The sequence below is a fragment of the Chamaesiphon sp. OTE_75_metabat_556 genome, assembly GCF_031378165.1.
GTDB lineage: Bacteria > Cyanobacteriota > Cyanobacteriia > Cyanobacteriales > Chamaesiphonaceae > Chamaesiphon.
Genome location: NZ_JANNDR010000470.1, coordinates 1 through 3,427 on the forward strand (window position 1 = coordinate 1; position 3,427 = coordinate 3,427).

General features: G+C 47.7%; 2 protein-coding genes. One reads left to right on the forward strand and one right to left on the reverse strand.

Annotated elements, in window-relative coordinates; genetic code table 11:
* Positions 1-419: 419 nt before the first annotated feature.
* Positions 420-1,817 (reverse strand): histidine phosphatase family protein, encoded by a 1,398-nt coding sequence (locus tag RMO27_RS19060; protein WP_396133760.1) that lies wholly within the window; start codon positions 1,815-1,817, stop codon positions 420-422.
* Between the two features lie 350 nt (positions 1,818-2,167).
* On the opposite strand from RMO27_RS19060, the gene RMO27_RS19065 reads away from it, so the two are divergent.
* The coding region (locus RMO27_RS19065; protein WP_309735457.1) for a GAF domain-containing protein at positions 2,168-3,427 on the forward strand (1,260 nt) is incomplete at its 3' end.

Sequence of the window (3,427 nt, forward strand, 5' to 3'; positions counted from 1 at the left end):
TTGGAATGAGGATGAAAATCTCTGGTTCACAATGGAATAGTCTCAATGTTCCCCAAATGTTAAAGCTCAGATGCGCTTATCTCAATGGCGACATTCGAGCAGGTATTTATACCTAGTACATTTATGGGATGCTCCCATTAATTCGCGCTCTTCATGTCCAGGGTGTCGCCATGACTGCATAAATCTACTAATCCTGGAGTGAGACCAGATATTGGGTAGGGATAATGGTTAAATCCGATGGTAGTGGGGTCGTAGCTGAGACTTCCTCGATCGTCCCGTCAACAACTAAGATATCTGTGACTCTATTTACGTAATTCTAGCTCTAAAATAATCGCATTCAAGAAGAGTTAGATAAGACAGAAACCCGACTTTAAAAAAGTCGGGTTTCTCGCCGTAGTGGTCTAAATCTCCTCAATCTCCTACAATGCACCAGCAACCGTACGATCGAAAATATCCCCACCAGAGAGATGACTAGTCAGATTGAGAGCTTGAATCACAGGCTGCCCCTCAATCCCATCGGGATAATCAATTACCGTCACTGCGCCATTACCCTGCTTGATCTTCCAGATATCAGCCAAACCCAATCCCAGGAGATGGCACAGCAACACCTTATTCGTCGCATCATGAGCGACGATGATCCCGGTTTGGGGTCGATCTCCCACTTGAGTGAGGATGCGTTGCCAAGCGGCAGTTGCCCGCGTCCAGACATTTTGGAGATTTTCGCCTTCGGGCATTTGGACGGATTCGGGGTGACGTTGCCAGCGTTCTAATTCACCTGGATATTCAGCTTTGATTTCGGCTTCAAATTTGCCTTCCCACAGTCCATGTCCGATTTCGCGGAGATCGGCATCTTCGTTTAAAGTTAAACCCGATTCTCGTTCCGAGAGGCTACGCCAACGATTTTTGAGAATAATTTGAGCAGTCTCTTTTGGACGCAACATCGGACTGGTAAAGGCAAAGTCGATTTGAGTGGTTTTTAAAAATTCTGCGGCTAGAATGGCTTGGCTGCGTCCATTGTCATTGAGGGGGACATCAATTTGGCCTTGAAATTTACCAGCGCGATTCCAGTCGGTTTCGCCGTGGCGGACGAGTAAAAAGCGGGGGCCGCAATTGGGTGGACGAAAGGTGGGTAAGGATTGACCGAGATGACTGGTTTGGTTGAGAGATTCGAGTTGAACTTTCTCACCCCAACCGCCGCTAAAATTCAGGATTGTGATGCCGCAATTTGACTGCTGGATGCTGTGATAGAGATGAGCTGGTATCCGCAAGGCTGTACTAATTAGCGCGCGGTTAATCCCATTGTGGGCGACGATCAGGATTGTTTGTCCCTGGTGCTGGGGGATGATTCCTTGCCAGAATGTGGTGGCTTGGGCGTATAAGGATAAGACTGGAAAAAATTCTTGTTGACTGCCATCCGCTTGCGGCAGCAACATTTTCAATTCGTGGGGACATTCTTTCCAGGCTTGATACTGCTGGGCGTATTTTTCGCGCACTTCCTGATTGAACAGGGTTTCCCACAAGGGCAGGTCGATTTCGAGTAACCGATCGTCTGTCTGCAAGCGATCCTGCTGCTGCAAGCCAGCGAGAACAGTGGCGGCGGTTTGGTGCGCGCGCTGGAGCGGGCTACAGTAAACTTTGTCAAAATTCAAGCCCTGAAATGCCACACCAGTAAGTCGCGCATCCTCGATCCCGCGATCGGTCAATACGGATAAATCGCTCCGTCCTTGAATGCGTCCTTGACTGTTATAACTGCTTTGTCCGTGCCGTAAAATAATAACTCGCGTACTCAGGGTCTTGTCCTCCACTAGCTGTCTCATTTTATCAGGGGTTAGGTCTTCGGGCAAAGGAGATCGATGATCGGGCAGCGGCAAATTGGATATTGGCTCGCTCGATCGGCAATTAATTAAGGGAAAGTAGAGATTCCTTAAAAATAATGTAGATGGGGCTAAACTGGTAATTAGTCAACTAAGGATCCAAGATTGAGTACTGCCGTACGTGGTAGTCTGTTACTGCCACGCGAGTTTTAACTGCATTGTTCTTACCAATTAGTATCATTAGATGCCGATCTTTATCCTCCTCACCCGATCGGTTAATATCTTAATAATTTCTTCGTATTTAGCAAGCATTACCCCCAGATTAATTCCCATCCTTATCGTCGGCTTCACCAATGTCTAATTTGACCCCAACTATCCAGGGTTATTACTCCCTACATACCTTTGTAAACGTCCGCGATCTGTGGCGGCAAATGGCGGCGACAATTATCCAGCGGAGTGGCTTTGCCAATGGACGGGATGTCAGATCGATCGACAATGAGTCACTACTGACGACCCAGGAGTCCTCCCAGACGGCGGATGCCGACACTTTAGCCGCTCTCACACAGCAGTTACCCCAGTTTTGTCTACTCCAATCTGCTCGCTTTCAAGCACTACTAACCGGCCAGATCGTTAATGTCGATGGGATCGAGCAAGTAGCGATCGAAATCACCTTTTCACCAGTCGCGATCGATCTATTTATTGCCCCGCTGATTCCCTATTTACCATCCAGGGTGAGGTCGATCGCCGATCCAAATTTCACGAATGATAGTGAACTCCAAGGTGAATTTACCAGCTTGTTATTGGCAGCGATCTCCAGTACGCACGATCGACCGGTGGGCGAGCGCGAACGTCATCTTCAACAACAAGTTGCCCAAGCCAATTTGCTCAACTATATCATTACCCAAATTCACCAAACATTAGACTTGCCAGTCATTTTACAAGCGACAGTCGAGCAGGTGCAAACATTTTTACATGCCGATCGCTTGATTATCTACCAATTTGAGTTCGCGACTGATGGAGATCGGTCTAGCTCTAAAAGTTTTGATAGTTACAAAGGTAATGGCAAGGTAGCTTATGAGTCGATTGGGATTGACAATATCAAATCTGTTTTGGATATTACCGAACCTCAAGATTGCTTTGACAATCGAGAATTGTGGGACAAATATCGAGAGGGGATGACTAGAGCGATCGATCGAGTTGAGATCGCATACGCTCACGATCGATGTATGTTGGAGTTGATGAACCGATCGCAAATTCAATCGAAGCTGGTTGTACCGATCGTCATCAACCATGAATTGTGGGGATTATTAATCGCCCATCAATGTCGCTCGCCGCGCCAGTGGCAAATTCGGGAAACTGAATTTCTCCAACAGGTGGCCAAACATTTAGCATTGGCAATCGATCGATCCGAATTGTATGCAACCACGATCGATCGATCTCACGATCTGGAACTGCGCGTCAACGAGCGCACCCGCGAGCTGCGAGATGCGGTAATCGTCGCCCAAACGGCCAACCAATCGAAGACAGAATTCCTCGCGCTACTCAGTCATGAACTGCGGACGCCATTGACGAGTATTTTGGGGTTATCTGCTACCTTATTGAGATTGCCGTTG

Bases quoted from the DNA above. Each gene is read 5' to 3' on its own strand.
- RMO27_RS19060 (WP_396133760.1), bottom strand. From the start codon at position 1,817: ATGAGACAGCTAGTGGAGGACAAGACCCTGAGTACGCGAGTTATTATT.